This is a genomic window from Nonomuraea sp. NPDC050310, assembly GCF_040655795.1.
Classification (GTDB): domain Bacteria; phylum Actinomycetota; class Actinomycetes; order Streptosporangiales; family Streptosporangiaceae; genus Nonomuraea.
In genome coordinates, this window is sequence record NZ_JBFAKP010000006.1 from 264,941 (window position 1) to 290,395 (window position 25,455).

24 protein-coding genes and 1 tRNA gene are annotated in these 25,455 nt (G+C 69.5%); 15 read left to right on the top strand and 10 right to left on the bottom strand.

From position 1 onward, the window contains the following. The first annotated feature begins 6 nt into the window (after positions 1-6). From AB0I67_RS18365 to AB0I67_RS18375, 3 genes are all read left to right on the top strand, one after another. Positions 7-357 carry a DUF2784 domain-containing protein gene (locus AB0I67_RS18365; protein WP_357924569.1) on the top strand — a complete coding sequence of 117 codons (351 nt, stop codon included), beginning with the start codon at positions 7-9 and terminating at the stop codon, positions 355-357. A gap of 35 nt (positions 358-392) precedes the next feature. Further along, positions 393-1,820: a pyruvate kinase gene (gene pyk, locus AB0I67_RS18370; protein WP_357924571.1), complete on the top strand. Its 1,428-nt coding sequence runs from the start codon at positions 393-395 to the stop codon at positions 1,818-1,820. Between the two features lie 109 nt (positions 1,821-1,929). Further along, a complete protein-coding gene (locus AB0I67_RS18375) occupies positions 1,930-2,379 on the top strand; it encodes a hypothetical protein (protein ID WP_357924573.1) in 450 nt (149 codons plus the stop codon). Positions 2,380-2,416: 37 nt separating this feature from the next. Here AB0I67_RS18375 and dapD read toward each other — a convergent pair whose 3' ends face one another. Together dapD and AB0I67_RS18385 are read right to left on the bottom strand one after the other, a co-directional pair. Next, complete coding sequence (dapD, locus tag AB0I67_RS18380) at positions 2,417-3,364, bottom strand: 2,3,4,5-tetrahydropyridine-2,6-dicarboxylate N-succinyltransferase (RefSeq protein ID WP_357924575.1); 948 nt, start codon at positions 3,362-3,364, stop codon at positions 2,417-2,419. Between the two features lie 41 nt (positions 3,365-3,405). After that, positions 3,406-3,479, bottom strand: a tRNA-Leu gene (locus AB0I67_RS18385). A gap of 90 nt (positions 3,480-3,569) precedes the next feature. Here AB0I67_RS18385 and AB0I67_RS18390 point away from each other — a divergent pair. Both AB0I67_RS18390 and AB0I67_RS18395 read left to right on the top strand, forming a co-directional pair. Next, complete coding sequence (locus AB0I67_RS18390) at positions 3,570-4,163, top strand: response regulator (protein ID WP_357924578.1); 594 nt, start codon at positions 3,570-3,572, stop codon at positions 4,161-4,163. 245 nt (positions 4,164-4,408) lie between these two features. Continuing rightward, positions 4,409-5,677 (top strand): ABC transporter substrate-binding protein, encoded by a 1,269-nt coding sequence (locus AB0I67_RS18395; protein WP_357924579.1) that lies wholly within the window; start codon positions 4,409-4,411, stop codon positions 5,675-5,677. On the opposite strand, the gene AB0I67_RS18400 is transcribed toward AB0I67_RS18395, so the two are convergent. After that, entirely contained in the window at positions 5,669-6,220 is a 552-nt protein-coding gene (locus tag AB0I67_RS18400) for a hypothetical protein (protein ID WP_357924582.1), read from the bottom strand. The genes AB0I67_RS18395 and AB0I67_RS18400 overlap by 9 nt on opposite strands. 473 nt (positions 6,221-6,693) lie before the next feature. Here AB0I67_RS18400 and AB0I67_RS18405 point away from each other — a divergent pair, with 473 nt between their 5' ends. Further along, on the top strand, positions 6,694-8,004 hold the full coding sequence (locus tag AB0I67_RS18405) for an ABC transporter substrate-binding protein (protein WP_357924585.1): 1,311 nt from the start codon (positions 6,694-6,696) through the stop codon (positions 8,002-8,004). A 44-nt stretch (positions 8,005-8,048) separates the two neighbouring features. On the opposite strand, the gene AB0I67_RS18410 is transcribed toward AB0I67_RS18405, so the two are convergent. From AB0I67_RS18410 to AB0I67_RS18435, 6 genes are all read right to left on the bottom strand, one after another. Next, positions 8,049-8,450 carry a hypothetical protein gene (locus AB0I67_RS18410; RefSeq protein ID WP_357924586.1) on the bottom strand — a complete coding sequence of 134 codons (402 nt, stop codon included), beginning with the start codon at positions 8,448-8,450 and terminating at the stop codon, positions 8,049-8,051. A gap of 57 nt (positions 8,451-8,507) precedes the next feature. After that, positions 8,508-9,293 carry an ABC transporter ATP-binding protein gene (locus AB0I67_RS18415; protein ID WP_357924589.1) on the bottom strand — a complete coding sequence of 262 codons (786 nt, stop codon included), beginning with the start codon at positions 9,291-9,293 and terminating at the stop codon, positions 8,508-8,510. Further along, positions 9,290-10,225 carry an ABC transporter ATP-binding protein gene (locus AB0I67_RS18420; RefSeq protein ID WP_357924592.1) on the bottom strand — a complete coding sequence of 312 codons (936 nt, stop codon included), beginning with the start codon at positions 10,223-10,225 and terminating at the stop codon, positions 9,290-9,292. The genes AB0I67_RS18415 and AB0I67_RS18420 overlap by 4 nt, the downstream gene beginning before the upstream one ends. After that, positions 10,215-11,201 carry a branched-chain amino acid ABC transporter permease gene (locus tag AB0I67_RS18425; protein ID WP_357924595.1) on the bottom strand — a complete coding sequence of 329 codons (987 nt, stop codon included), beginning with the start codon at positions 11,199-11,201 and terminating at the stop codon, positions 10,215-10,217. Before AB0I67_RS18425 ends, AB0I67_RS18420 begins: the two co-directional genes overlap by 11 nt. Before the next feature lie 13 nt (positions 11,202-11,214). Next, on the bottom strand, positions 11,215-12,387 hold the full coding sequence (locus AB0I67_RS18430) for a branched-chain amino acid ABC transporter permease (protein WP_357924598.1): 1,173 nt from the start codon (positions 12,385-12,387) through the stop codon (positions 11,215-11,217). A gap of 722 nt (positions 12,388-13,109) precedes the next feature. Next, positions 13,110-13,466, bottom strand: coding sequence for a PaaI family thioesterase (locus tag AB0I67_RS18435; protein WP_357924875.1), 357 nt, complete (start codon positions 13,464-13,466; stop codon positions 13,110-13,112). A 122-nt stretch (positions 13,467-13,588) separates the two neighbouring features. Between AB0I67_RS18435 and polA the strand changes: the two genes are divergently transcribed. From polA to AB0I67_RS18480, 9 genes are all read left to right on the top strand, one after another. Continuing rightward, positions 13,589-16,279: a DNA polymerase I gene (polA, locus tag AB0I67_RS18440; protein WP_357924601.1), complete on the top strand. Its 2,691-nt coding sequence runs from the start codon at positions 13,589-13,591 to the stop codon at positions 16,277-16,279. A 198-nt stretch (positions 16,280-16,477) separates the two neighbouring features. After that, positions 16,478-17,569, top strand: coding sequence for a polysaccharide deacetylase family protein (locus AB0I67_RS18445; protein ID WP_357924604.1), 1,092 nt, complete (start codon positions 16,478-16,480; stop codon positions 17,567-17,569). Between the two features lie 175 nt (positions 17,570-17,744). Further along, complete coding sequence (gene rpsA / locus AB0I67_RS18450) at positions 17,745-19,214, top strand: 30S ribosomal protein S1 (RefSeq protein ID WP_357924606.1); 1,470 nt, start codon at positions 17,745-17,747, stop codon at positions 19,212-19,214. A gap of 502 nt (positions 19,215-19,716) precedes the next feature. Then, positions 19,717-20,253 carry a hypothetical protein gene (locus tag AB0I67_RS18455; protein WP_357924610.1) on the top strand — a complete coding sequence of 179 codons (537 nt, stop codon included), beginning with the start codon at positions 19,717-19,719 and terminating at the stop codon, positions 20,251-20,253. Then, the gene (locus AB0I67_RS18460) at positions 20,253-20,708 is read left to right on the top strand and encodes a GNAT family N-acetyltransferase (protein ID WP_357924878.1); all 456 of its coding nucleotides are present in this window, start codon (positions 20,253-20,255) and stop codon (positions 20,706-20,708) included. The genes AB0I67_RS18455 and AB0I67_RS18460 overlap by 1 nt, the downstream gene beginning before the upstream one ends. A gap of 5 nt (positions 20,709-20,713) precedes the next feature. Continuing rightward, a complete protein-coding gene (coaE, locus tag AB0I67_RS18465; protein WP_357924613.1) occupies positions 20,714-21,316 on the top strand; it encodes a dephospho-CoA kinase in 603 nt (200 codons plus the stop codon). Between the two features lie 245 nt (positions 21,317-21,561). After that, positions 21,562-22,461, top strand: a complete 900-nt coding sequence (locus tag AB0I67_RS18470) for a hypothetical protein (protein ID WP_357924615.1) — start codon at positions 21,562-21,564, stop codon at positions 22,459-22,461. A gap of 5 nt (positions 22,462-22,466) precedes the next feature. Further along, positions 22,467-23,621: an SLC13 family permease gene (locus AB0I67_RS18475; protein WP_357924880.1), complete on the top strand. Its 1,155-nt coding sequence runs from the start codon at positions 22,467-22,469 to the stop codon at positions 23,619-23,621. Between the two features lie 102 nt (positions 23,622-23,723). Continuing rightward, positions 23,724-24,602: a PIG-L family deacetylase gene (locus AB0I67_RS18480; protein WP_357924617.1), complete on the top strand. Its 879-nt coding sequence runs from the start codon at positions 23,724-23,726 to the stop codon at positions 24,600-24,602. 72 nt (positions 24,603-24,674) lie between these two features. Here the strand turns inward: AB0I67_RS18480 and AB0I67_RS18485 are convergent, their stop codons facing one another. Further along, a complete protein-coding gene (locus AB0I67_RS18485; RefSeq protein WP_357924620.1) occupies positions 24,675-25,448 on the bottom strand; it encodes a sporulation protein in 774 nt (257 codons plus the stop codon). Positions 25,449-25,455 lie beyond the last annotated feature (7 nt).

Here is a 25,455-nt window from a genome sequence, read left to right on the forward strand (position 1 = left end):
CGCGGCATGCCGTACCGCCTGCTCGCCGAAGCCGCCATGGTGGTGCACTTCCTGTTCCTGCTGTTCATGGCGGTCGGCGGCTTCCTGGCCTGGCGCTGGCCGCGGCTGATCTGGGCGCACCTGGCGGTGGCCGCCTGGGGCGTGCTGTCGGTGCTGACCGGCATGGAGTGCCCGCTGACCGTGGTCGAGAACTGGGGCCGCGAGCACGCCGGGCTCCAGGGGCTGCGGCCGGGCGGCTTCATCGACACCTACATCGAGGGTGTCGTCTACCCGGACGAGCACACGAATCTGGCGCGAATCGCCGTCGCGGCCCTGGTGTTGACCTCCTGGACGGGCTTTGTTCTCCGAAGACGGTGACAGCCGAGTGGTCTGTACCAATTAAGGTAGGAGCCGTGACTCGTCGCGCGAAAATCGTCTGCACTCTCGGTCCCGCCACCTCGTCCCCCGAACAGCTCCGCGAGCTGATCTCCGCGGGGATGGACGTGGCCCGGTTCAACCTCAGCCATGGCACCCATGAGCTTCACAAAGAGGTCTACGACCGGATCCGGGAGGTCGCGGCCGAGCTCGGCCGCGGCGTAGGCGTCCTGGCCGACCTGCAGGGTCCCAAGATCCGCGTCGGCCGGTTCGAGGAGGGCCCCGTCCGCCTGGGCTTCGGCGACGTCTTCACCATCACCACCGAAGACGTCCCCGGCGACCGCGAGCAGGTCTCCACCACCTACAAGGGCCTGCCCGGCGACGTGCGCTCCGGCGACACCATCCTGGTCGACGACGGCCGCCTGGTCCTGGAGGTCACTCGCGTCGACGGCCAGCGCGTCACCACGCGCGTCGTCATCGGCGGCATGATCTCCGACAACAAGGGCCTCAACCTGCCGGGCGTCAACGTCAGCGCCCCCGCCCTCACCGACAAGGACGAGGCCGACCTGCGCTGGGCGCTCCGCACCGGCTTCGACATGATCGCCCTGTCCTTCGTGCGCCGGCCCTCCGACGCCGACGTGGTGCGCAACATCATGGAGCAGGAGGCCGTACGGCTGCCGCTGCTGGCCAAGATCGAGAAGCCGCAGGCGGTCGACCGGCTCCCCGAGATCATCGAGGCCTTCGACGGCATCATGGTCGCCCGCGGCGACCTCGGCGTCGAGCTGCCCCTCGAAGAGGTCCCGGTCGTGCAGCGCCGGATCATCGAGCTGTGCCGCGAGAAGGCCCGGCCGGTCATCGTGGCCACCCAGATGCTCGACTCGATGATGCACAGCCCGCGGCCCACCCGCGCCGAGGCCTCCGACGTCGCCTACGCCGTCATGGACGGCGCCGACGCGGTCATGCTCTCCGGCGAGACCTCCGTGGGCCAGTACCCGATCGAGTCGGTCGCCACCATGGACCGCATCGCCAGCACCGCCGAGAAGACCTCGCTGCAGGCCACGCACACCCTCGACCGGCTGCCCGAGACCACCGGCGGCGCCATCGCCCGCGCGGCGGCCGAGGTCGGCGCGGTCGTCGGGGCCAAGGCGCTGTGCGCCTTCACCATGTCGGGGGAGACCGCGCGGCGGCTGGCCCGCTACCGCTCGCCGATCCCGCTGCTGGCCTTCACCTCCGCCCCGCACGTGCGCGGGCAGCTCTCGCTGACCTGGGGCGTGGAGACCTTCCACGTGCCGTTCGTGCACCACACCGACGACATGGTCCGCCAGGTCGAGGCCTCGCTGCTGGCGCTGGGCAAGGTGGAGAAGGGCGACAAGGTGGTCATCGTGGCCGGCTCGCCTCCCGGCACCCCGGGCTCGACCAACGCGCTGCGCGTCCACACCATCGGCGCCGCCGTCTCCCACCCCTGAAGCCCGCGCGACCCCTGGCCCTGACGAGCGGGCCGGGGGCCACTGGGGTCCGTTCCCGGGCCCTGAGTGGACCTGGGCCGGAGGGCGAGTCTCGCGGTCTCATGGCCGTATGAGACTCGCCTCCCTGGCCACCGCCACGCTGCTCGCGCTGAGCGCCGTCCCGCTGGCCGTCCTCCCGGCCTCCGCCTCGGCCCAGCCGGCCTCCTGCAGCCTGAACATCACCGAGCTGAGCGCCGCGACCGCCCGCGTCCGCATCCACTGCCGCGCGGAGAGCCCGTTCAGCGACAGGCTGACCTGGATCCGGCTGCACGGCGACGACTCCTTCAAGGACGACACCCTGATGGGCTGCCCGCCCACCGGAACCCTGTTCACCTGGACGAGCGACCTCGACTCGGAGTACCTCGACGAGGACCTCGCCGACACCGACGAGATCTACGCCACCGTCCAGTTCCGCCGCGCCGACGGCAGCACCTACTGGCGCGGCACCCGGCCGGTCAGCGGCCGGTACGGCTCCGCCGCAGCGCTGCTGAACCCCGGCAAGTGCGGCGCCCCGGCCTGACCAGGGACCCCCGGCCACCGGAGGTCCCGGCGCGCGGCTAGTTGGCGTGCAGGGCGGCGTTGAGCTCCACGCCCGTGCCCTGTCGGGGGACCGCCTCGACCGCGCCGGTCTGGGAGTTGCGCCGCAGCAGCAGCCCGTTCACCCCGGACAGCTCCTTGCCCTTGACGACCCGGCCGTCCGGCAGCCCCACCTTGGTGCCCGCCGTGACGTACAGCCCGGCCTCGACCACGCAGTCGTCGCCGAGCGAGATGCCGATGCCGGAGTTGGCCCCCAGCAGGCAGCGCTCGCCCACCGAGATGACCTCCTTGCCGCCGCCGGACAGCGTGCCCATGATCGAGGCGCCGCCGCCCACGTCGGTGCCGTCGCCGACGACCACCCCGGCCGAGATGCGCCCCTCGACCATGGAGGCGCCCAGCGTGCCGGCGTTGAAGTTGACGAAGCCCTCGTGCATGACCGTGGTGCCCGGCGCGAGGTGCGCGCCCAGCCGGACGCGGTCGGCGTCGGCGATGCGCACCCCCGAGGGCAGCACGTAGTCGACCATGCGCGGGAACTTGTCCACCCCGTAGACGGTGACCGGCCCCCGGGCACGCAGCCGCAGCCGGGCGGCCTCGAAGCCGTCCACGGCGCACGGGCCGTGGTTCGTCCAGACCACGTTGGCCAGCAGGCCGAACAGGCCGTCCAGGTTCACCTCGTGCGGCTTGACCAGCCGGCCCGAGAGCAGGTGCAGGCGCAGGTAGGCGTCGTGCGCGTCGGCGGGCGGTTCGGAGAGCTTGGCGATGGCCGTGCGGACCGCCACGACCTCGACGCCGCGCTGGGGGTCGGGGCCCACCGCGGCGGCGAACTCGCCGGGGTCGGCCGGCCGCTCGGTGCCGGTGAAACCGGCCTCACCGAGGGCGAAGACAGGGAACCAGGTGTCGAGGACGGTGCCGTCGGCGGCGATCGTCGCCAGGCCGACGCCGTGGGCGCCAGAGTCGGTAGCAGTCACCTGCCACAAGATACCGGGCCGGCCGAAAAGGCAGCTTGAGGTGCCCTGAGTGGGATTCGAACCCACACTGAATGGTGTTTGAGACCATCGCCTCTGCCGGTTGGGCTATCAGGGCGGCGCAGGAGGTAGCCTACCGCCACATCTGGATCAGCTGGGACGGCCCTGGCCTCGCTCTAATCTAGCGGACGTCGGTACTCTTCTGCTCGTGAGTACGCAACGGCGAGTGGTGATCGCGGAAGACGAGGCCCTGATCCGCCTCGACCTCAAGGAGATGCTCCAGGAGGACGGCTACGTCGTCGTGGGCGAGGCCGGTGACGGCGAGAGCGCGATCAAACTGGCCACCGAACTCCGGCCCGATCTGGTGATCCTCGACGTGAAGATGCCCATTCTCGACGGCATCTCGGCGGCCGAGCGCATCGTGGCCGACCGGATCGCCCCGTGCCTGATCCTGACCGCGTTCTCGCAGCGCGACCTGGTCGAGCGGGCCAGGGACGCGGGGGCGATGGCCTACCTGGTCAAGCCGTTCACCAAGGCGGACCTGGTGCCGGCGATCGAGATGGCGGTGAGCCGGCACGAGGAGATGGTCGCGCTCGCCCGCGAGGTGAGCAGCCTCGGCGGCCAGCTCGAGACCCGCAAGCTGGTGGAGCGGGCCAAGGGCCTGCTGATGGCCAAGCACGGCTGGAGCGAGCCGCAGGCCTTCCGGTGGGTGCAGAAGGCGTCGATGGACCGGCGGCTGAGCATGCGGGAGGTCGCGCAGCTCGTGATCGACGACGCGGGGCATAACGAGCAGGCCACGTGACGGTCGCGAAGCGATAACGACAGGCCCGTCCGGCGCCGATCGGACGGGTTCGCCATGCCGTGCGCCCGGCGGGGGAGTCAAGGGCGGGTAACGGCTCGGCGGCGGGCGTCAAGGCGGCGTCACATGTGCGTATCCGTACCGCAGGTGATCGCGTCGTCGCACCTGGTGGGGTCCATGCTGGCTCTGATCGCGACATATCAGTGCCCGCGTGGAGGTGACCGTACATGGTCCGAATAGTCCGAAAAGTGGCTCTGCTCGGGGCGGCCGGCCTGGTGCTGACCGCCTGCTCCGGGGGAGGCGGCACCACGGCGACCCCGGCGGCTCCGGCCCCCTCGGGACAGCAGAGCGCCCCGCCGGCCGCCACCGGCGCCGACGGCACCCTGACCATCGGCACGCTGCTGCCGCAGACCGGCTCGCTGGCCTTCCTCGGCCCGCCGATGTTCGCCGCCGTCGACCTGGCGGTCAAGGAGATCAACGACGCCGGCGGCGTGCTCGGCAAGCCGATCACGAAGATCCACACCGACTCCGGCGACACCACGACCAACCTGGCCGCCCAGTCGGTGGACCGGCTGCTGGCGCAGAAGGCCGACGCGGTCATGGGCGCGGCCTCCTCGTCGGTGTCGGAGTCGGTCATCGACAAGATCACCGGAGCCGGGGTGGTGCAGTTCTCGCCGGCCAACACCAGCGACAAGTTCACCACCATCCAGGACAACGGCCTGTACTTCCGCACCTCCCCGCCCGACGTGCTGCAGGGCCGGGTGCTCGGCGACCTGATCCTGAGCGACGGCAACGACACCGTGGGCATCCTGGCGATGCAGGACTCCTACGGCACCGGCCTGGCCGACAACGTCACCAAGGCCCTCGAGGCGGGCGGCGGCACGGTCGCCGAGCGGGTCGACTACGACCCCAAGGCCGCCGACTTCTCCGCCGACGTGGCGAAGATCAAGGCCAAGAACCCCAAGGCCGTGGTGATCATCGGCTTCGAGGAGAGCTCGAAGGTCATCCAGGAGCTGGTCAAGCAGGGGCTGACCACCGCCAAGTACAAGTGGTACATGGTCGACGGGAACACCTCGAACACCAACTACGTGAAGATGCCCAAGGGCACCCTCGTCGGGGCCAAGGGCACCATCCCCGGCGCCGCCTCGCCCGAGGCGTTCCAGGCCCGGCTCAAGGAGATCAACCCCGAGCTCAAGGACTGGAACTACGCCCCGGAGTCCTATGACGCGGTCAACCTGGTCGCGCTGGCCGCCGAGGCCGCCAAGTCCGACGCCGGCGCCGACATCGGCAAGAAGCTGTCCGAGGTCAGCAAGGGCGGCGAGAAGTGCACCGACTTCAAGAGCTGCCTCGACCTGCTCAAGGCGGGCAAGGACATCGACTACGAGGGCGTCTCGGGCCCGATCGAGTTCAACGACGCGGGCGACCCCGCCGTGGCCACGATCGGCGTCTACCAGGCCAAGGACGACAACACCTTCGGCCCGGCCATCGAGTACCGCAAGGGCAACATCTCAGGGTAGGCCGCACACCTTCTTCGCGTAGTACAGCATCTGGACCTGGGCCTTCTCGTCCGGGATCACGATGACCACACGGGGCTTCTCCTCCCGGTCCACGGTGACACGGACCGGGAAGAGATAGGCCTTCTTGGCCTCGGCGAAGGCGTGCGGGTCGCAGCGGGCCGGGGTGACCACCACCGGGATCTCCAGCCGCGCGGCCCCCGCCTCCAGCGTGCGGACCGGCCCCTCGATCATGTAGTGCGTGGTCCCGTCGATCGAGCGGACGGTGATCGCGTTGGCGCCCGAGCGCCGGGTGAGCACCAGCGTGCCGTGCAGTTCCTTGCCCCGCTCGCGCCACTCGGGGGCGAAGGCCAGGTCGCTCAGCTTGCGCACCTGCTGGGCCTGGCACTCGTCGCGCAGCAGCCTGGCCAGCAGCGGGTCGGGGTGGGGGACCGGGAAGACCACCTTGCGCAGCGGCCCGTCGCCGACCTTGACGTGCGCGATCACCGACGCCGGCCGTACGGTCTGCTCGCCGTCACCGGAACAGACGGCCTCGCCGTACGGCATGGGAAGATCTGTCCGATTTGTACGGCGAAGCACAGCCCCCGATTTTTCCGCCGGGAGCGTTTTGAAGGACTCCGTGACGAGCTGGACGTCCGCGAAATAGATGGGAATGTCGGTTGAATTTCGGACGGCCGCCTGAAGCCGGTGTGCCGGTTCGTCCGATCGCCATTGCCCCAGCGTGACCGAAACCCCCACCGGAGGCTCGGTGGACGGAGCGGAATTCGCCGGCGGATCGGGCTGTGCCGCACACGAGCCGGTCAACAGGATCGCAAGCAGGACGCGCTTCACGTTAAGCACATTAGGCAGCACTTCCCCCGCCGGTAAGTTGAGGACTGATTACGACTCCGCATCCAAGTGCCGACAGTTCACCCCCAGCACTGGCTACGGTCATCAGGTGTTTTGTACGTTTCCGTCATTCGATCGGGACTCGTCGGCGGAGCTGACCGGATCCCGGGCCTGGATGGAGGAGACATTTCATGATCCGCATTGCCCCTCTCGGGCGCGCGCTGGCCGTGGCTGCCGCGGCAAGCCTCGCCCTTACGGCGTGTGGTGGCGGCGGGGGAACAACCGCCAATCCGCCCGCGGCCTCAGAGAGCGCGTCGGCTCCCGCCGCTTCGTCGCCCGCAGCGGCGTCGAAGGGTGACGGCACCCTGACGATCGGCACCCTGCTGCCGCAGACCGGCTCTCTCGCCTTCCTTGGCCCGCCCGAGTTCGCCGGTGTGGACCTCGCGGTCAAGGAGATCAACGACGCCGGCGGCGTCCTCGGCAAGCCGGTGGCCAAGATCCACACCGACTCCGGCGACACCACCACCAACATCGCCTCGCAGTCGGTCGACAAGCTCCTCGCCCAGAAGGCCGACGCCATCATCGGCGCCGCGTCCTCCTCGGTGTCCGAGTCGGTCATCGACAAGATCACGGGTGCGGGCACGGTGCACTTCTCGCCGGCCAACACCTCCGACAAGTTCACCACGATCCAGGACAACGGCCTGTACTTCCGTACGGCTCCGCCGGACGTGCTGCAGGGCCGCGTGCTGGGCGACCTCGTCCTGGCCGACGGCAGCGACACCGTGGGCATCCTGGCGATGCAGGACTCCTACGGCACGGGCCTGGCCGACAACGTGACCAAGGCGATCGAGGGCGGCGGCGGCACCGTCGCCGAGCGCGTCGACTACGACCCCAAGGCCGCCGACTTCTCCGCCGACGTGGCGAAGATCAAGGCCAAGAACCCGAAGGCGATCGTCCTGATCGGCTTCGAGGAGACCGCCAAGCTGGTCCAGGAGCTGGTGAAGCAGGGTCTGACCGCCGACAAGTACAAGTGGTACATGGTCGACGGCAACACCTCCAACACCAACTACGTGAAGATGCCCAAGGGCACCCTCAAGGGCGTCAAGGGCACCATCCCCGGCGCCGCCTCGCCGGAGGCCTTCCAGGCCAAGCTCAAGGAGATCAACCCCGAGCTCGCCGACTTCAGCTACGCGCCGGAGTCGTACGACGCCGCGAACCTGGTGGCTCTGGCCGCCGAGGCCGCGAAGTCGGACGCGGGCGAGGACATCGCCAAGAAGCTGGCCGAGGTCAGCAAGGGCGGCGAGAAGTGCACCGACTTCAAGAGCTGCAACGAGCTCATGAAGGCCGGCAAGGACATCGACTACGAGGGCGTCTCCGGCCCTATCGAGTTCAACGACGCCGGTGACCCGGCCGTCGCCACGATCGGCATCTACGAGTACGCCGACAACAACACCTACGGCACCAAGGCGCTGGAGTACCGCAAGGGCAACATCGCCGGCTAAGGCCGCATGAAGAAGGCCCGGTCCGCTTCGGACCGGGCCTTCTGCTATGTCCGGCAGTTCTTCTTGATCTCCTCGGTCGCCGCCCGGTAGCGCTTGAGCAGCTCGACCTGCCGCTCGCGCGGCACGTCCGCCCGCGCCAGGCCCGAGGCGGCCTGCTCCAGCTCCCCGGCCGCCGCCTTGATGGACTCGGGCAGCCGCCCGCCGAACTCCGCGGCGATGCCCCGGGTCTCGGCGATGCGGCCCAGGACCGCGTCCTCGAAGTTCTGCCTGTCCTCCTGGCCGCGGGGCAGCAGCAGGAGCTCGGCGTAGCCGATGGAGGAGATGACGCGCGTGCAGGGCGAGTCCTTGGCGTCCCCGCCGGTGCTGTACTTGTCCGTACGGGGCTCGGGGGCGGCCTGGCAGGCCACGAGTGCCGCGATGGCTAACAGAGCCGGTAGATGCCTCACAGAACCATTTAAGGGGTACGGCTCGCGCGAGCCGTACCCCCTAGATGATGATTTCCGTCAGGCGCGGGCGAGCGTCCCCAGGTAGAGCTCGATCACCTTCGGGTCGTTGGCGAGCTGCTTGCCGGTGCCGGAGTAGGCGTTGCGCCCCTGGTCCAGCACGTAGCCGCGGTGGCAGATCTGCAGGCAGCGCCGCGCGTTCTGCTCGACCATGATGACCGTCACGCCGGCCTTGTTGATCTGCTGGGCCTGGATGAAGACCAGGTCCTGCAGCTTGGGCGACAGGCCGGCGCTGGGCTCGTCGAGCAGCAGCACCGAGGGCTCGGTCATGAGCGCCCGTGCCATCGCCACCATCTGCCGCTCACCGCCGGACAGGGAGCCGGCGCGCTGCTTGCGCCGCTCCTTGAGGGCGGGGAAGAGCTCGGCGACGAACTCGAAGCGCTCCTTGAACTTCTTGGGCTGCTGGAAGGCGCCCATCTCGAGGTTCTCCTCGATGGTCAGGCTCGGGAAGACGTTGTTGGTCTGCGGGACGTACCCCACGCCGCGCGAGACCAGCGAGTGCGCCTTCATGTTGGTGATGTTCTCACCGTTGAGCACGACCGTGCCGCTGCGCACGTTGACCAGCCCGAACATGGCCTTCAGCAGCGTGGACTTGCCCGCGCCGTTGGGGCCGATGATGCCGATCAGCTCGCCCTGCTGGGCGTAGAGGTCGGAGCCGTTCAGGATGTTGACGCCGGGCAGGTAGCCGGCGATCAGCTCGTCGCAGCGCAGGACCGCGCCCTCGGCGCCGCTGACGTGGGCGCTGCGGTCGACGACCGCGGCCTTCGACTCGGGTGCGGAGCTCATCTGGCCGTCTCCTCCTCTGCGGCCTCGGCCTCCAGGGCGGCCTCGGCCTCGTGCAACTGCTGCTGGAGCTCCTCCTCCGACAGCGGCGCGTCGTGGTGGGCGCCCAGGTAGGCGTCGATCACGCGGTGGTCGGACATGATCGCGTCGGGCGGGCCCTCGGCGATGATGCCGCCCTGGGCCATCACGATGACCCAGTCGCTGATGTCGCGGACCATGTCCATGTCGTGCTCGACGAACAGCACCGTCATGCCCTGCTCGCGCAGGTCCTTGACGTGGCCGAGCAGCGACTGGGTGAGCGCCGGGTTGACGCCCGCCATGGGCTCGTCGAGCATGACCAGCTCGGGGCCGACCATGAGCGCCCGTGCCATCTCCAGGAGCTTGCGCTGGCCGCCGGACAGGCTGCCGGCGAAGTCCTCGCTCTTGGCGTCGAGCTTGAAGCGCCGCAGCAGTTCCTCGGCCCGCTCGGTGATGAGCTGCTCCTGCAGCCGCCACCGGAAGGGCACCAGGGCCTGGAAGAAGTTCTCGCCGATCTGCTTCTGCGCGCCCAGCCGCATGTTCTCCATGACGGTGAGCTTGGACAGCGCCTTGGTGAGCTGGAAGGTGCGCACCATCCCGGCCCGGGCGACCTTGTGCGCGGGCACGCCGTTCATGGGCTTGCCGTTGAAGGTCCACGAGCCGGCGTCGGCGGTGTCGAACCCGGTGAGCTGGTTGAAGAAGGTGGTCTTGCCGGCGCCGTTCGGTCCGATCAGCGCGGTGATGGAACCGCGCTGGATCTCGACGTGCTGGACGTCCACGGCGGTGAGACCGCCGAAGCGGCGCACGACGCCGTCGGCGATCAGGATCGGGTCCGGCTTGGCGACGCCCGGCTCGCGCTCCAGGTCCTGGAGGGCGGCCAGCGCGTCAGCCTTGCGGCTGGGCGTGTTATCGGGCATCGAGTGCGATCTCCCTCTTGTCACCGAAGATACCCTGCGGCCGGAAGACGAGCAGCAGGATGAAGCCGAACCCGACCAGGGCGTAGACGATCGGGCCGACCTGGGTCTCGGTCATGAACGGGATGTACCCCGCGCGCGTCGCCTCGGCCAGCGTGCCGCTGACGAAGACGAAGAGCACCCAGAAGATCATCGCGCCCACGACCGGTCCGAGGACGCGGGCGGCGCCGCCGAGGATGACGACGGTGTAGGCGAAGAAGGTCAGCTCGGTGCCGAAGACGTCCGGCTGGACCGAGCCGAAGTACAGCCCGTAGATGAAGCCGGCCAGGCAGCCGATGACGCCGCCGAGGATGAGCGACTGCATCTTGTAGGAGAAGACGTTCTTGCCGAGGCTGCGCACGGCGTCCTCGTCCTCACGGATGGCCTTCAGCACGCGGCCCCACGGGCTGCGCATGAGCGCCCACACCACCAGGCAGGAGACGCCGACCAGGGCCCAGCCGACGGTCAGCACCCACATGGAGCGCTCGTCGAAGCTGACCGGGCCGATGCCGTAGGTGCCGTCCGGGTAGGGGTTCATCGCGTAGAAGTCGGTGTTGAAGCCGCGCCGGCCGTCCGAGCCGCCGAAGACCTCCTTGAAGGCCACCGAGCGGAAGATGAGCCGGATGATCTCCGCCGCGGCGATCGTCACGATCGCCAGATAGTCGGCGCGCAGCCGCAGCGTCGGTATGCCCAGCAGGAGCGCCAGCAGCACCGCCGCCGCGAGGCCGACCAGGATGCCCACGAAGAAGGGCAGGTCGAAGACGGTGACCGTGACGGCCAGGCCGTACCCGGCGACGGCCATGAAGGCCGCCTGGCCGAAGTTGAGCAGGCCGGTGTAGCCGAAGTGGATGTTGATGCCGATCGCGGCCAGTCCGTAGACCACCGCCTGCCAGCCCACCAGGGTCGAGAGGGTGGTGCTGATGATTGTCTGCCAGTCCATGACTTCCCTCCCCTCAGCCGATCCGCTCGCGGCGGCCCAGGATGCCCTGCGGCCGGACGAGGAGGACGACGATCAGTACGGCCAGCGCGCCCACGGACTTCAGCTCCGGCGGGACCCACAGGGTGGAAAGCTGGATGAACACGCCCACGACCAGCGAGCCGACCAGGGCGCCGAACGCGGTGCCCAGGCCGCCGAGCGTGACGCCGGCGAAGATGAGCAGCAGGATGTCCTGGCCCATGGTGAATTTGAGCTGCTGGGACAGGCCGAGCATGATGCCGGCCAGCGCCGCGATGGCGCCGCCCGAGGCCCAGATGATGCGGATGACCCGGTCGACGTTGATGCCCGAGGAGGAGGCCAGCGCCGGGTTGTCGGCCACCGCGCGGGCGGCCTTGCCGGTGCGGGTCTTCAGCAGGGCGATGCCGACGACGACCAGCACGATCAGCTCGATGCCCATCGCCCACAGGTTCTTGGGCGCCACGGTGATCGGGCCGATGTTCATGCCGGCCTGCGCGTTGTAGTCGGAGAACGACTCGTTCTGCGCGCCGAAGAAGAACTGGATCAGGTTGCGGAGCAGGATCGCCACGCCGATCGAGATGATCATCATGGCGATGACGCCGGTGCCGCGCTTGCGCAGCTTGCCCCAGAACCAGCGGTCCTGGGCGTACCCGAGCGCGCCGCAGACGATGACCGCCAGCAGGGCGGCCAGCTCCAGCGGCATCCCGGCCCAGCCGAACATCCCGGTGTTGAACAGGAAGGCCACGACGGCGCCCAGCGTGATCAGCTCGCCGTGGGCGAAGTTGGTCAGGCCGGTGGTGCCGTAGATCAGCGACAGGCCGAGGGCGGCCAGGGCGATGATCAGGCCGAGGTTGAAGCCCTCGAAGGCGAGCTGGGCCGCCTGGCGGAGGAAGGCGCCCTCGTTGGGGTCGGCGGCCGGTTCCTGGCCCGCGACCGCCTTGGGCTCGAGCGGGAACAGGACCGTACGGACGTCGCCCTCGAAGACCGGGAGCGTCCGGACGTTCACGCCGCCGCGCGGCTGAGCGGTGGCCGGGAGGCTCGCGGGGTCGAGAGTGACCTTGTAGGTCGCCGCCTTCGGGACCTCTACTTCCCACGTGCCTTGGGCGTTGGTGGTGACCTCCTTGACGGGTTGTCCGTCCTCGGTGGTCACGACGATTTTCGCGCCGTTCACTGGCTGGCCTTGGAATGTGAGTGTGCCCTTCAAGCCTTCACCCTCGACTGCCGCGGCGCCTGCCGGGCTGGCGAGAAGGAAGATAAGGCCACCCAGGAAGGCCGTGAACGCGATCACGGCTCTGCGCAATGGTGCTCCCTCGCAAGTCTAGGAAGGCGGTCAGCCCCCCTCGTCGGTACGCAGGCATCGCAGGCACGACTGGGATGCTGTGGCGGGAGCCTATTCTGGCTACGCCCGGTTCCGAACCGTTCGTCACCAATTAGTGATGTGTGTGTGTCACTGATGTAAGGAAACAACGCGGCAGGTCAGGGGCTAAATGGTCATTCACCCGTGTCGATCGTTTTCCCTCGATTGTCACGATCAGCGGAAAGTCCCATGAATTTTGGCTAGATATGCCGAAGCGGGACGCGAGCGGGTAACGGATGCCCGGAATGTGGCGTTTTGCGAGGATTTCGTGGCGTCCCGGAGATCGTCGACGGGAGCGAGAAGAGGGTGGGCCGCGCGCGACGGGCGGCCGGAGGGGAACGAACCCGGGAGGGGGCCTTTGGGACCATGTAGGGCTTCCCCGGCCCTACGCGTTATCTACTCGGCCTCCCCCGCGGGCTCTGCTGGGACAACGGTAGCGACCGCGGGGAGGCTGCGCAAAGGGAGACCGAAACTCATCAAAGGTTCAGGGGTGCTCAGGTTCGCCTGGAGTGGCTCCGCGCCTGGTGGGGGAGTGCTCAGGGGTTCTGGGGGCGGTCACGCAGCATGCAGGTGATGCGGGAGGTGCACACCAGGCGGCCCTGCTCGTCGGTGATCTCCACCTGGTAGGTGGCCAGCGTGCGCCCGGTGTGCAGCGGCGTGGCGACCCCGGTGACGTGGCCCGAGGTGGCCGAGCGGTGGTGGGTGGCGTTGATCTCGATCCCCACCGCGATGCGATCCGGCCCGGCGTGGATGGCCGCCGCGATCGAGCCGGCCGACTCGGCCAGCACCACCGAGGCGCCCCCGTGCAGCAGGCCGTACGGCTGGGTGTTGCCCGCCACCGGCATCCGCGCCACGACCCGTTCGGGGGTGGCCTCCACGAACTCGATGCCCATCCGCTCGCCGAGGGTGCCCTGGTTGAGGCTGTTGACGAAGTCGATGTCGATGAGGGTCAAGGTGCCGTCTCCACTCTCGCGAGCTCGGGTTTTCTGTCGCACTTGGAGACTAGGCTGCGACTGTGCCGAAGAGTGAAGCGACCCCCGTGAGGCCCCGACTCCTGCTCCTGGACGGGCATTCCCTGGCGTACCGGGCTTTCTACGCCCTGAAGGACGCCAACCTGATGACCACCGACGGTCAGCCCACCGCGGCCGTGTACGGGTTCACCTCCATGTTGACCAACATGATCAGGGACGAGCAGCCCACGCACATCGCGGTCGCCTTCGACCGGTCGGAGCCCACGTTCCGGCACGAGACGTACGGGGAGTACAAGGCGAACCGCTCGGCCACGCCCGACGAGTTCCGCGACCAGATGCGGCTCATCTTCGAGCTCCTCGACATCCTCAAGGTGCCGTACCTGTCCAAGCCGGGCTTCGAGGCCGACGACCTCATCGCGACGCTGGCCACCCGCGCCGCCGCCGAGGGCATGGACGTGCTCATCGTGACCGGCGACCGCGACGCGCTCCAGCTCGTCAACGCCGACATCACCGTGCTGATGACCCGGCGCGGCATCAGCGACATGACCCGCTTCACCCCCGAGGCGGTCTTCGAGAAGTACGAGCTGACCCCGCAGCAGTACCCCGACTTCGCCGCGCTGCGCGGCGACCCCAGCGACAACCTGCTCAGCATCCCCGGCGTCGGCGAGAAGACCGCCGCCAAGTGGGTGCGCGACTTCGGCTCCCTGGAGGAGCTGGTCAACCGGGTCGACGAGGTCAAGGGCAAGGTCGGCGACAAGCTGCGCGACCACCTCGACCAGGTGCTGATGAACCGCCGGCTCACCGAGCTCATGCGCGACGTGCCGCTCGACGTCCCGATCGAGACCCTCCACCAGGGCCAGTGGCAGCGCGAGGAGATCAACAAGCTCTTCGACACGCTGCAGATCCGCGGCGAGCTGCGCGAGCGCGTCTTCAAGGTGCTCGGCACCGGCGAGGCCGACCCCGAGCAGGGCTTCGAGGTCGCGACCGTCATCCTCGGCCCCGACCGCGTCGCCGGCTGGCTCGCCGCCCTGCCGGCCGGCCGCGCCGGCCTGGCCTTCAAGGGCGCGTACGGCAGCGGCACCGGCCGCATCGAGGGCCTGGCGATCGCCTCGCCCGACGGCAGCGCCGCGCACATCGACCCCGCCCGGCTGACCGAGTCCGACTTCAAGGCGCTGGCCGACTGGCTCGGCGACGAGAGCGCGCCCAAGGCCGTCCACGACGCCAAGGGCCCCATCCTCGCCCTCTGGGCGCAGGGCCTGGAGCTCAAGGGCCTCACCTGCGACACCGCCCTGGCCGCCTACCTGGCGATGCCGGGCCAGCGCACCTTCGCCCTCGAAGACCTCGCCCGCCGCTACGTCAACCGCGACCTGCGCGCCGAGGAGTCCTCCTCCGGGCAGGCCGCCCTCTTCGGCGACGACGAGGACGCTCCGGCTAAAGACCTCGCCCTGCGCGCCGCGGCCGTGCGCGAGCTGGCCGACGCGCTGGAGGCCTTCCTGTCCGAGCGCGGCGGCACGGAGCTGCTGGCCGACGTGGAGCTCCCGCTGCTCGGCGTCCTGGCCGAGCTGGAGCGGGCCGGCATCGCCGTCGACCGCGAGTACCTCTCGGGCATGGAGTCGCAGTTCGCCGCCGGGGTCAAGCAGGCCGTCGAGGAGGCCCACCGGGTGGTGGGTGAGCAGTTCAACCTCGGCTCGCCCAAGCAGCTCCAGGAGATCTTCTTCACCAAGCTCGGGCTGCCCAAGACGAAGAAGACCAAGACCGGCTACTCCACCGACGCCGAGCAGCTCGCCTGGCTGGCCACCCAGACCGAGCACGAGCTGCCCGTCATCATGCTGCGCCACCGCGACCAGCAGAAGCTCATGACCACCGTCACCGGCCTGCTCGCCGAGATCGCCGACGACGGGCGCATCCACACCACGTTCAACCAGATCATCGCGGCCACCGGGCGGCTGTCGTCGGAGAAGCCCAACCTCCAGAACATCCCCATCCGCACCGCCGAGGGCCGCCGCATCCGGCAGGGCTTCGTCGTCGGCGAGGGCTTCGAGACGTTGCTCACCGCCGACTACAGCCAGATCGAGCTGCGCATCATGGCGCACCTGTCGGGCGACGAGTCGCTCATCGCGGCCTTCGAGTCCGGGCACGACTTCCACCAGGCGACCGCCTCGCGCGTCTTCGACCTGCCGCCCGAGCAGGTGGACGGGGAACTGCGAGCCAAGATCAAGGCGATGAACTACGGGCTGGCGTACGGCCTGTCCGACTTCGGGCTGGCCGCGCAGCTCAACATCTCGGTCGGCGAGGCGCGGGCGCTCAAGGACGAGTACTTCGAGGAGTTCGGCGGGGTGCGCGACTTCCTCCAGGCGATCGTCGCCCAGGCCCGCACCGACGGCTACACCGAGACCATCATGGGGCGGCGGCGTTACCTGCCCGACCTCACCAGCGACAACCGGCAGCGGCGGGAGATGGCCGAGCGGATGGCGCTCAACGCGCCCATCCAGGGGTCGGCGGCCGACATCATCAAGGTCGCCATGCTCAACGTCCGCCAGGCGCTGCGTGAGGAGGGGCTGCGCTCGCGCATGCTCCTCCAGGTGCACGACGAGCTCGTGTTCGAGGTGGCGGCGGGGGAGCTGGAAGGCCTCACCCAGCTCGTCCGCGACCAGATGGCGGCGGCCTACCCGCTGCGGGTGGCCCTCGACGTCTCCGTCGGCGTCGGTCGCACCTGGGAAGACGCCGGCCACTGACCCTCGTCGGACGTTCCTCCAGCCCGGGCCGCTTTGTTCTGGGGCCCAGGCTGGAGGACGGTTCTGGGGGCTCCACACCGTCCCGGACCCCTGAGAAACCGGGCAACCCGCCCCCTCCCATAGATCGGCGGGTTTGTCGGCGAAGGAGCGTTCTGGACTAGGCTGGCCGGGTTGATCGGCCGTCAACCATGGAGTCACGTGCGCAGTACAGCGTCCCTCGTCCGGATCGTCGGTGTCGCCAACGTCGTGGTGGTGCTCGTCGCCCTGGTGCTCCTGGGGATCCTGCCGGAAGAGGAAACGCCGTCCCGCGCGATGGCCAAGCCGGCGGCCAGCCCCCAGCCGAGCGCCCCGGCCCAGCCACAGCAGCCCCCGCCGGGAGTGGTCGCCACGCCGGAGTTCGCCAAGCAGGTGAAGGCCAACGAGGCCGGCATGGTCCCGGTGATCATGTACCACCGGATCATCCCCAAGCGCCTGGCCTCGATCGACCGCACCCCGGCCCAGCTCCGCCAGGAGCTGGAGAAACTGGCCCGCAAGGGCTACGTGCCGATCACCGCCAAGCAGTTCGCGACCGGCGAGATCCGCGTCCCGGCGGGCAAGTCGCCCGTGGTGCTGACCTTCGACGACGGCCACGAGTCGCACTTCGGCCTGGACGCCCAGGGCCGGCCGCGCAGGGACACCGCGGTCGGCATCCTGCTGGAGGTCGCCCGCAAGTACCCGCACTTCCAGCCGGTCGCCACCTTCTGGGTGAACCGGCGCCCCTTCGGCATCGACGACCCGGCCGAGCAGGCCAAGGCGGCGCAGTGGCTGGCGCACCACGGCTTCGAGGTGGCCAACCACACCTGGAGCCACCCCAACCTGCGCGCGCTCAAGAGCAAGCAGGTGCGTGAGCAGATCGTCCGGCTGGAGCGGCTGCTCAAGAAGCTCGGCGTGGAGCCCTCGGCGACCATCGCCCTGCCGTTCGGCTCGATGCCGCGCAGCAAAAGCGCCGCCGACCGCGGCTCGTGGGACGGCACGGCCTACGACTTCGCCGGCGTGTTCCTGGCCGGCGCCGAGCCCTCGGTTTCGCCCTTCGCGAAGTCTTTCGACCCCGGAGCCATCCAGCGGATCCAGAGCAACGGCAAGAAGGGCGAATGCCGCCGATGGTGCTCGCAGTACTGGCTGGAATGGCTGGACAAGCACCCCAAACGCCGGTATGTCTCCGACGGAGATCCGGACCGGATCTCCGTCCCGCAGGCCGAACGAGGTAATATCCAGGCCAAGCGCAGGGCCCAGCTCAACGCTTACTCGTGAGCCCCGGATTGACCCCGTGGCGAAGGTCTCATATGCTGATCGCTGCGCTGTGGGCTCGCGCGCGCCTCAGACGGAGCGGGCTCGCGCTCGATCTGGTCGATCCGGCTTGAACGAACAAATGCCCTCAACGCGTCCGCCACATCGACTTCTGTCCGCGTTCGGAGCAATTCCACACATGACGTCCAGCACTGAGGCCACCTCGACCACCCCGCAGGTCGCGATCAACGACATCGGTTCCGAGGAAGCCTTCCTCGCCGCGATCGACGAGACCATCAAGTACTTCAACGACGGCGACATCGTCGAGGGCACCGTCGTCAAGGTCGATCGAGACGAGGTTCTTCTCGACATCGGCTACAAGACCGAGGGTGTCATCCCCTCGCGCGAGCTCTCGATCAAGCACGATGTCGACCCCGCGGACGTCGTCGAGGTCGGTGAGCACGTCGAGGCCCTGGTTCTCCAGAAGGAGGACAAGGAAGGCCGTCTCATCCTGTCCAAGAAGCGCGCGCAGTACGAGCGCGCCTGGGGCACGATCGAGAAGATCAAGGACGAGGACGGCATCGTCACCGGCACCGTCATCGAGGTCGTCAAGGGTGGTCTCATCCTCGACATCGGCCTCCGCGGCTTCCTGCCCGCGTCGCTCGTCGAGATGCGCCGTGTCCGTGACCTGCAGCCGTACGTCGGCCGCGAGCTCGAGGCCAAGATCATCGAGCTGGACAAGAACCGCAACAACGTGGTTCTGTCCCGCCGCGCCTGGCTCGAGCAGACGCAGTCCGAGGTCCGCCAGACCTTCCTCAACACCCTCCAGAAGGGCCAGGTCCGCAAGGGCGTCGTGTCCTCGATCGTCAACTTCGGTGCCTTCGTGGACCTGGGTGGCGTCGACGGTCTGGTCCACGTGTCCGAGCTGTCCTGGAAGCACATCGACCACCCCTCCGAGGTCGTCGAGGTCGGCCAGGAGGTCACGGTCGAGGTCCTCGACGTCGACATGGAGCGCGAGCGCGTCTCCCTGTCGCTCAAGGCGACCCAGGAAGACCCGTGGCAGCAGTTCGCCCGCACCCACCAGATCGGCCAGGTCGTGCCGGGCCGCGTCACCAAGCTGGTGCCGTTCGGCGCGTTCGTCCGGGTCGAGGAGGGCATCGAGGGCCTGGTCCACATCTCCGAGCTGGCCGAGCGCCACGTCGAGATCCCGGAGCAGGTCGTCCAGGTCGGCGACGAGATCTTCGTGAAGATCATCGACATCGACCTCGACCGTCGCCGGATCAGCCTGTCGCTCAAGCAGGCCAACGAGGGCGCCGGCGCCGAGGTCGAGTTCGACCCGACGCTGTACGGCATGGCGGCCACGTACGACGACCAGGGCAACTACATCTACCCCGAGGGCTTCGACTCCGAGACGGGTGAGTGGCTCGAGGGCTTCGACAAGCAGCGTGAGGAGTGGGAGCGGCAGTACGCCGAGGCCCAGACCCGCTTCGAGGCGCACAAGAAGCAGATCGAGGAGGCCCGCAAGGCCGAGGCTGAGGCCGGGGAGGTGCCCTCGACCTACACCGGCGAGACCGCGCCGACCACCCAGGCTCCGGCTTCGCAGGGCGCCCTCGCCTCCGACGAGGCGCTCGCGGCTCTCCGCGAGAAGCTCGCCGGCGGTCAGAGCTAGTAGCTCCAGCGGTAACAGCTCCACGCGGAAGGCCCCGCACCCACTTGATGGGTGCGGGGCCTTCCCGCATTCCCGGCCTGCTCCGGATGGCCGCGGACCCTGCTCGGGCGGCCGGCATCTCCGGGGGACCGACCTGTTCCGGTCCTGCTCGGGCGGCCGGCATCTCCGGGGGACCGGCCTATACCGGCGACAAGGAGGTCTGGGGCCGGCGCGCTCGGCGGGTGGGTCGGCTGTGGGTAAGCGCCCCCGCCCGTGGCGGGCCGGCTGCGGGTGGGCGCCCTGCCCGTGGCGGGTCACTCCCGGGGGCCGGAGATGCTGTGCGGGGGCGCGGGTGTGGCGGGGTCTTGGAGGTGAGGCCGTCTTTTGCCGGAGGAGTGCGGTTTTCTGCCGGCGGAGCGGGCCTTCTGCTGGAGAAGCGGGGCCTTCCGCCTCGGGAGCGTGGCCTTCTGCCGGGGCAGCGTGGCCCTCTTCCGGGGGAGCGGGGCGCCGATAGAGTCCCTCGATGCGATCACTGACCCTGGTGGCGACCGGTGTTCTGCTCCACCTCCTCTTACCGTTCTCGGGCGACCTCCTTGCCGTCTTCCTGGGGCCTCAGCTCATCGATGTGACCGGCTACACGGCGGCCGCGGGCTGGGCGGTCACCGGTGTGGGTCTCGGCCTGCTGGTCCGCTCGGGAGCGCGCGACTTCCTGCCCGCCTTGGTCACCGCCGCGCTGTCAGTGGCGTACTACCTGCTGCCCTTCCGCCCGGCGGATCTCCTGTTCGTCTTCCCCGCCTACTGCCTCTGGTTGATCGCCGGAGCCGTGACGCGACGCGCGAACGACGGCGGCGACACCCATGCGGCCCGGCGCCTGGACGTGGCCCGCACAGCCGTGGCCGGGGGATACCTCGCCGCCTATGTGGCCGAACAGGTGCTGTCGGTCGGACTGCTGACCGGTCTTCTCGGGCTCATCGGCCTGGTGGGGACGATCATGATGACTTTCCGGTTCTTCCGGGTCGCCGCAAGGCCCTATCTCCAGCCGACTATGGTGGCCGAGTGATGCGCATCGAGCAGGCGGTCCCGGGCGACGCGGGCGAGATTCTCACCCTGACGCGGGCGGCGTACGTGACCGAGGCGCAGTTGTACGGTGACCCGTTCATCCCGCCGCTGGTGGAGTCGGTGGAGCAGGTGCGGAAGTTCATCGAGACCGGGCTCGTGCTCAAGGCCGTGGACGAGGCGCGGATCGTGGGTTCGGTCCGGGGACGGATGGCCGGGACGGCGTGCCTGGTCGGGCGGCTGGTGGTTGCGCCGGATCGGCAGGGGCAGGGCATCGGCGGGTCGTTGCTGCGGGCGCTGCACGAGCAGGCGGTCGAGGCTCGGGCGTTCGACCTGTTCACCGGCCATCTGTCCGAGGGGAACCTGCGGCTGTACCGCAAGCTGGGCTACCGCGAGACCCATCGGGAACGGATGGACGAGCACCTGACCCTGGTTCATCTCCGGCGAAGCGTAGGGTGACGATCATGACGAAGGTTGGGCTCACCGGCGGGATCGGGTCGGGCAAGAGCGAGGTCGCCCGGCGGCTGGGCGAGCGGGGCGCGGTGATCATCGACGCGGACAGGATCGCCCGCGAGGTGGTGGAGCCGGGGACCGAGGGGCTGGCCCGGGTGGTGGCGGCGTTCGGGGAGGAGATCCTCCGGGAGGACGGGTCGCTGAACCGGGAGAGGCTGGGCGCGATCGTCTTCGCCGACTCGGAGAAGCTGGCCACCCTCAACGGGATCGTGCATCCGCTGGTGGGGGAGCGGGTGGCGGTACTGCAGGGGCAGGCGGCCGAGGGGGCGGTGGTCGTCTACGACGTGCCGTTGCTGGTGGAGAACAAGCTGGCTCCGCTGTACGACGTGGTCATCGTGGTGGACGCCTCCGACGAGACGCGGATCGCGCGGTTGCGGGAGTACCGGCAGATGCCGGAGGCCGATGCCAAGGCCCGGATCGCGGCGCAGGCCTCCCGGGAGGAGCGGCTGGCGGTCGCGGATGTGGTGATCTCGAACGAGGGGTCGATCGAGGAGCTGGAGGCGCAGGTGGCTCGGGTGTGGGAGCAGCTCGTCGCCAGGAAATCTACAACGTAAAGGCGCGCCAGGCGGCCACCCAAGGGGCCGGGCGGGTCCTGGAGTGCCCATGCCGGCCGTACCAACCCATGGGCCCCAGCCACCCCTAGGCCGGCCATCCGGAGCCCTCACGTTGGGTCTGGGGGCCCAGAGGGAGTGTGGTGGAAGCGGTTGACGGGGGTGAAACGGCGTGGGGATCATGGGGCCTCGGTGAAAGGGTGGTAACACGCTTGAGCAAACCGGCACCCCCCAGATGGTTGAGGCGCATGACCATCGCCCAGATGCTCTGGCTGGCCCTCGGCGTGGTGCTCGTGGTGCTGATCGCGCTGATCGCCAAGGCCAACCTGCAGCACATCTACCAGGCCGAGCCGTCCTTCGTCCTCGGGCTCCTGCTCGGCGGGACCAGCGTCTGCTTCACCCGGGCGTTCAGCAGGAAGGGCGTCGACACCGCCCTGGCGATGATCCGCGAGGGCAAGACGTCGGAGATCGCCGCCGAGCTCGACGACGAGCTCGCCAAGCGGCTGCACGCCAAGGGCGTGCACTCCGACCTGGCGCTGGTCAAGCGCAACGTGGTCGCCGCGGGCCGGCGCGCGGCGGAGTTCTACGACCTGCAGTCGAAGGATCCGCGGTTCTACCTGAATGCCCCGCTGCTGCGGGTGATCCTCGACGATCTGGACGAGGCACTGGCCAACGTGATCAGCCTCGAGCGCGCGGCCGACAGCCCGGAGGCGCAGAGCACCTACGTCCTGAGCGCGGAGATCCGCTCCGAGCTGGGTGACGTGCTGCGGGACGTCCGCGAGGCCGTGCAGCGCAGGAACGAGACGTACGAGGCGCTGGTCCTGCAGTTCGAGCGTGAGTCGATCGACGACCTGTGGGGCGCGTTCGCCGTCCTGTCGTCCGACAGCCTGAAGGCGTTGCGGGATCTGGAGGCGCTGACCGCCAAGTGTCTCGTCCACCCGCCGGACACCCGGCTGGCCGCGCTGTCGGGGTACCTGTCCGCGGCGATCAAGCGGGCGCACGAGGTGGACACCCTCATCCGGATCAAGAACCTGTCCCGGCCGCCGGCGATGGGCACCTTGATCGAGGATCTCACCAACGCCCAGGAGAAGCTCACCCGGATCGAGCTCGGCCCGCGCCGGATGATCGAAGCCAGGATCGACTCCTGAACCGCCTGGGGTGGCTCGACCGGACCGCAGCGGCGGTGCTCGCGCTCGGCGTCCTCGCCCTCCTGACCGGCTTGTTGCCGCTCGAACGGGTGGTGGAGAGCCTGGACGGGGTCGTGCCCACGCTGGTGTTCCTGGCGGCGCTGGTGGTGCTGGCCGAGCTCGCCCGGCGGGCGCAGGTCTTCGAGCTGGTCGCGGCCAGGCTGACCGTCGTGGCGCGCGGCAACTACGTCGTCCTCTTCCTGCTCTGTACGGCTTTCGCCGCGCTCACCACCGTCTTCCTCAACCTGGAGACGACCGCGGTCCTGGTCACGCCGGTGTTGCTGGCGCTCGCGGCCCGGGCCGGGATCTCGCCGTTGCCGCTGGCGATGACCACGGTCTGGCTCGCCGGCACCGCCGGGCTGCTGCTGCCGGTCTCGAACCTGACGAACCTGCTGGCCGGCGACCGGCTGCACGTGTCGGCGGGGGAGTTCGCCGCCCGGATGTGGCTGCCGCAGGCGGCGGCGGCCGGGGTGACGATGGTGTTCCTGTGGGTGTTCCACTGGCGGTTGCGGCAGCGTGGTGAGCCTCGCTACGTGCCGCCCGAGGCTGAGCGGGCCAAGGACCGGGTGCTGACCGCGGCCGCCTGGGTGGCCTGTGCCGGGTTCGCGGTGGCGGTGCTGCTGGACGTGGAGCCCTGGCTGGCCGCCTGCGGGGCGGCGGCGCTGCTGGTGGTGGCCTTCGTGGTCCGGGATCGGGCGGCGCTGGGGTGGGGACTGCTGCCGTGGCGGTTGCCGGCGTTCGTGACCGGGCTGGTGCTGATCGTCGCCACTCTCGGTGAGTACGGCCTGGCCGGGGCGATGGCGGAGGTGACGGCTGCGGAGCCGTACCGGACGGCGGCGGTGGGAGCCGTGCTGGCGAACCTGGTCAACGCGGTCCCGGCCTACCTGGCGACGCAGACGGCGATCCCGGTGACTGAGCCCGACCTCGTGTTCGCCCTGCTGATCGGGACGAACGCCGGGGCGCTGGTGACGCCGTGGGCGTCGCTGTCGACCCTGCTGTGGCTGGAGACCTGCGCGCGCCACGACGTGCGGGTGCCTATGACCCGGTTCGTGCTGACCGGGGCGGGCCTGGCGCTGGTGGCGGTGGCGGCGGCCACGTGGACCTTAGTGGGTACCGCCTAGTCCTTTAGCACGATATTGCGAAAAAGGGCAGAGACCTTCGGCTGATTGCCAGGAACCTTGCAGCTTCCTTACCTTTGTCCCCCAGGGGGCGAAATGCGGGGGATGAGAAGGTTTGTGGCGTCAGCATGCCTGGGGGGCCTGGCGGCGGCGCTGTGCGTGGTGACGATCTGCCCGAGACGGCCGGACACGGCGCACGCGCTGGTGCGGCCGCCGGCGGCGGGGGAGCGGTTCGTGCAGGTGGTGGCGCATGCCGACGACGACTTGCTGTTCATGAGCCCCGACCTGTTCGGGGCCGTGGCGGGCGGCGCGCCGACGACCACGGTGTACCTGACGGCGGGGGAGTCGGCGGCCGGGATCGACGACCGCCGCGACGCGCTGGAGTACGCGCGCCAGCGTGAGGAGGGCGTGCGGGCGGCCTACGCCTACCTGGCGCGCAAGCCGAACCGTTGGCGGCGCCAGCTCCTGGAGCTGCCGGGGCTGCGCGCCTGGTGGGACGTGCTGCTGGGGCGGCCGGAGGTGGGGCTGGTCTTCGTCGGGCTGCCCGACGGGGGTGACCCTCGGGCCGAGGGCGGGCGGGACGCGCTGCACCGGCTCTGGACGGACGACGCGTGCGTGCGCCCGGTGACCGGCGGGCCGTGCGTGGGCCGCCGGAAGCTGGTGGTGGCGTTGCGCGGGCTGCTCACCCGCCTGCGGCCCACGGTGCTGCGGACGCTCGACGCGGGGGCGGTCGGGCCGCACCAGGACCACCGCGACCATGTGAGCTCGGCCAAGCTGGCCATCGCCGCGGCCAGGGGGCTGGACGTGCGGGTGCGGTCGTATCGCGGCTACAGCATGACGCGGCTGCCGGCCAATCTCGACCCGCGGCTGGCCGAGGTCAAGCGGCAGGTGTTCGAGGTGTACCGCAAGCACGACTACCGCGCCGTGCCGGGCTGGCGGTCGCGGGCGTGGACCGAGCGGATGTACCACGTGCAGGCCCGGTGAACGGGAAAGGCTCCCCCCACCCGAGGGTGAGGGGAGCCTTGGCCTGCCGTACGGCCTGCCGTACAGAAGGACCTAGAACCAGCCGCGGTGCCGCGCCATGGCCTCCAGGCCGCGCTGCAGCGCCTGGTCGGCGGTGGCGGGGTCGTCGGTGTAGCGGATGGTGAAGCGGTTGTAGGAGTCCTGCCCGGAGGACAGGAAGCCGCCGCGCTTGTCGGCCTCCAGGATGACGTCCATCTGGCTGGGGCCGGCCAGGAAGGTCAGCTCCAGCTCGTTGAAGTGGCTGCGCCACTGGCCGCCGGCGTAGTACTCGATCTCCTGGAAGAACGGCATGGTCGAGCCGTACAGCGTGCCGCGCTCCAGGTCGGCCTTCTTGAACCGGAAGCCGAGCCGGTCGAGCGCGCTGATCACGTACTCCTGGACCGGCAGCGGGTTGACGAACAGCGGGTCGAGGTCGCCCTTGTCCAGCGCCCCGGCCAGGGCCAGCTCGGTCTGGACGCCCAGCCGCATGCCGTGCAGCGGGTGGCCGCCGATCGCGCTGATCGGGGTCTCCCACGGCATCGGGATCTCGAACGGCTGGCTGTGCGAGGCGCCGGCGGCGAGCTGGAAGGACCCGGCCACCTGCTGGCGCAGGAAGCTGTAGGTCGACTTGTACTCGTTGTCGCCGCTCTCGACCTCGACGACGGCGGTGAGGTCGATGAAGATGCCCTCGACCTTGTAGTCGGAGCCGCCGCCGCGGAAGTTCACGACTCCGCGCAGCAGCTCGCCCGGCCGCACGCTGGTGCCGGACAGGACCGTGTCGACCTCGACGCCCGCGCCGAAGGCGGCCATCAGCTTGCGAAACACCATGGGGTTC

What these genes read in the sequence shown, in the direction of transcription:
- AB0I67_RS18415 (WP_357924589.1), bottom strand. Translation starts at nt 9,293, where the DNA reads ATGAGCTCCGCACCCGAGTCGAAGGCCGCGGTCGTCGACCGCAGCGCC.
- AB0I67_RS18420 (WP_357924592.1), bottom strand. Translation starts at nt 10,225, where the DNA reads ATGCCCGATAACACGCCCAGCCGCAAGGCTGACGCGCTGGCCGCCCTC.
- AB0I67_RS18470 (WP_357924615.1), top strand. Translation starts at nt 21,562, where the DNA reads ATGACCATCGCCCAGATGCTCTGGCTGGCCCTCGGCGTGGTGCTCGTG.
- AB0I67_RS18400 (WP_357924582.1), bottom strand. Translation starts at nt 6,220, where the DNA reads ATGCCGTACGGCGAGGCCGTCTGTTCCGGTGACGGCGAGCAGACCGTA.
- AB0I67_RS18435 (WP_357924875.1), bottom strand. Translation starts at nt 13,466, where the DNA reads ATGGGCATCGAGTTCGTGGAGGCCACCCCCGAACGGGTCGTGGCGCGG.
- AB0I67_RS18375 (WP_357924573.1), top strand. Translation starts at nt 1,930, where the DNA reads ATGAGACTCGCCTCCCTGGCCACCGCCACGCTGCTCGCGCTGAGCGCC.
- AB0I67_RS18455 (WP_357924610.1), top strand. Translation starts at nt 19,717, where the DNA reads ATGCGATCACTGACCCTGGTGGCGACCGGTGTTCTGCTCCACCTCCTC.
- AB0I67_RS18480 (WP_357924617.1), top strand. Translation starts at nt 23,724, where the DNA reads ATGAGAAGGTTTGTGGCGTCAGCATGCCTGGGGGGCCTGGCGGCGGCG.
- AB0I67_RS18460 (WP_357924878.1), top strand. Translation starts at nt 20,253, where the DNA reads ATGCGCATCGAGCAGGCGGTCCCGGGCGACGCGGGCGAGATTCTCACC.
- coaE (WP_357924613.1), top strand. Translation starts at nt 20,714, where the DNA reads ATGACGAAGGTTGGGCTCACCGGCGGGATCGGGTCGGGCAAGAGCGAG.
- AB0I67_RS18485 (WP_357924620.1), bottom strand. Translation starts at nt 25,448, where the DNA reads ATGGTGTTTCGCAAGCTGATGGCCGCCTTCGGCGCGGGCGTCGAGGTC.
- AB0I67_RS18365 (WP_357924569.1), top strand. Translation starts at nt 7, where the DNA reads ATGCCGTACCGCCTGCTCGCCGAAGCCGCCATGGTGGTGCACTTCCTG.
- rpsA (WP_357924606.1), top strand. Translation starts at nt 17,745, where the DNA reads ATGACGTCCAGCACTGAGGCCACCTCGACCACCCCGCAGGTCGCGATC.
- AB0I67_RS18405 (WP_357924585.1), top strand. Translation starts at nt 6,694, where the DNA reads ATGATCCGCATTGCCCCTCTCGGGCGCGCGCTGGCCGTGGCTGCCGCG.
- AB0I67_RS18425 (WP_357924595.1), bottom strand. Translation starts at nt 11,201, where the DNA reads ATGGACTGGCAGACAATCATCAGCACCACCCTCTCGACCCTGGTGGGC.